At 38.4% G+C, this 2,160-nt stretch carries 2 protein-coding genes; both read right to left on the bottom strand.

The window, feature by feature from the left end; all coding sequences use genetic code 11:
• Window positions 1-555 precede the first annotated feature (555 nt).
• Window positions 556-876, bottom strand: coding sequence for a hypothetical protein (locus CWB65_RS19550; RefSeq protein WP_006794611.1), 321 nt, complete (start codon window positions 874-876; stop codon window positions 556-558).
• An 8-nt stretch (window positions 877-884) separates the two neighbouring features.
• Window positions 885-1,553, bottom strand: a complete 669-nt coding sequence (locus CWB65_RS19545; RefSeq protein ID WP_008133082.1) for a nuclear transport factor 2 family protein — start codon at window positions 1,551-1,553, stop codon at window positions 885-887.
• Window positions 1,554-2,160 lie beyond the last annotated feature (607 nt).

The raw sequence follows: 2,160 nt of genomic DNA, 5'->3' as shown, positions 1-2,160 counted from the left end.
GTAGATTGCCGGACGCTTACTTACTTTCGTTTAATAGCAACTGCTATAAAAGTGATTGTTTTACCACCGAGAAGTGAAGGAGAAGAACAGGAGCAGTGACTAACCAATATTTTTTAACTCTGTGTAGCGCGAAGCGCCTCGGTGTGCTCTGTGGTGGTATGTATTTTTAAGTAATAAGAAGCTACGCTTCTAACGTGAGCAAGCTTTACGTCTACAAGACAAAACTCTACCCTATTTACTTTGGCTTCTCATTTTATTCTCATTCGCTTCTCTTTGTGTATTACTGTTTTAAAACCCATTATTCACAAAGAGGTTAAGAGACGCTGCGCTTTTAGAGGTAAAAATAAGTGATTTAATATTTGACCTGAAACAAGAAGCTGCGCTTCTAACGTGAGCAAGCTCTACGTCTACAAAACAAGGCTGAGGTATGCCGCGCTTTTAGAGGTAGGGGCTGGCTAAGTAATTTGATAAAGGATTACGTGAGCAGGCTTTAGGTATAAGGCATACGTACTCAGTATACCTTAGCCGCTTTACTTATATTTGAAGCTTCAGGGATTAGCGTTTAAAGTACAAATCGATTGCTTTGGTGAGTAGCTCGTCGAGTTGCTCTTCAAAGCCATCCATATCGATTTCAAAGTGACTAAAGTACTTTCTAACCTGCAATTGCGATAGGTTACGGCTTTTTACGCTGTATTGACGTTCGTCTTTTTGTTTATCGTAACGCGGTAAAAAAACGAATTGTGCATAATAAGGTGACTTAATATGCTTGTTGGCATAACGACAAAAATCTTCAATATGTTGTGCGCCTTCGGGGCCTAAACAACCGGGCTCTACTCGGTACATTAAGCGAAGTTTTTTGTCGTCAGTAATTTGCATAATAATCCTTAACGAAAAAATAATACGCGAATTATTTTTCCGTTTTTAATTTGATAGCTCGATACAAGCTCTGAGCGTTTATCTATTACGTTTTCGTCTGCTGAGCAGGTTTCTGATAGCTCATGGTCTATTACTATATCACCATGGACTATGCGTTTAATTGGCGATGAGTGAATACACTTTAGCTTTTTAAACATTAAACCATAACGTGCTATTAGTTTTTCTTTTCCTTTAAATAATAGCTCATTGGGGAAAATATAAAACTCTACATCTTCATCGTAAACACGAATAAACTCTTCAATGTTGCGCGCGTTATAAGCTTTTATAAGTTGTTCAACCACAGCAAGTGATTCGCGTGATTGCTTGGCTTTGGCTTGCTGTTTGGCTGTTAAGGCCTCTTTTGCTTGGGCTACTGCTTTTTCTGCTTCGGCTACGGCTGCTGCTTTTTCTATTTTATTTTTAGGCTTTTCAACGGGCTTGGGGGTTTCATCGCCTAACACTTTTGAGTCGTCTGGTTTGGTTGGGTCAACAACCGGTTTTTTAAGCTCAGGGGCTTTATATTCAAGTGTGTTTACTTTTTCATCCGCTTTTTGCTGTTCGGTAGTAGGCTCTGTGGCATAGCTATTTAAGGCTAGCGTAAAGGTAAATAAAGCAAAAAAAATAGATAACGATTTCATAACTTTCCTAATAAAAACACCAAGCGTGTATTGTATTGCAACATAGCAAATTTTAACGTTTTCGGGTAGCAATTAAATAAATGACCTTGGCTTTCATAGCGAAGTTTAGCTTGAGTTTAACCCAGCTTTAAAATAATTTTTGTTAAATAAATAATTTTAATGATGGTATGAAAAGTGATTGCTTCACCTCAAAGAAGTAAAGGAAAGGGCAGGAGCCGTGACTAATTGTTACTCCTGTTTTCTCTGTGTAGCGCGAAGCGCCTCGGTGCACCCGGTAGTGATACCTTTTTTAAGTAATAAGAAGCTGCGCTTCTAACGTGAGAAAGCTCTACGTCTACAAAACAAAGCCCTAGCCAATTTATTTTAGCTACTCATTTACTCCTCATTCTGTTCACTTTGTCTTCTCATTTACTCCTCATTCGCTTCTCTTTGTGCATTAAGATTTCAAAAGCAGTGGCTGAATGTAGCCTACAGACTCGCTTTACTTTCGTTTAATAGCAACTGCTATAAAAGTGATTATTTCACCACCGAGAAGTGAAGGAGAAGACCAGGAGTAGTGACTAACAAATATTTTTAACTCTGTGTAGCGGAGTTTTTCAAGTTAGTT

This window comes from Pseudoalteromonas sp. S554 (assembly GCF_005930865.1).
Classification (GTDB): Bacteria; Pseudomonadota; Gammaproteobacteria; order Enterobacterales; family Alteromonadaceae; genus Pseudoalteromonas; species Pseudoalteromonas marina.
This window is presented reverse-complemented; position numbering and strand designations above follow the sequence as displayed.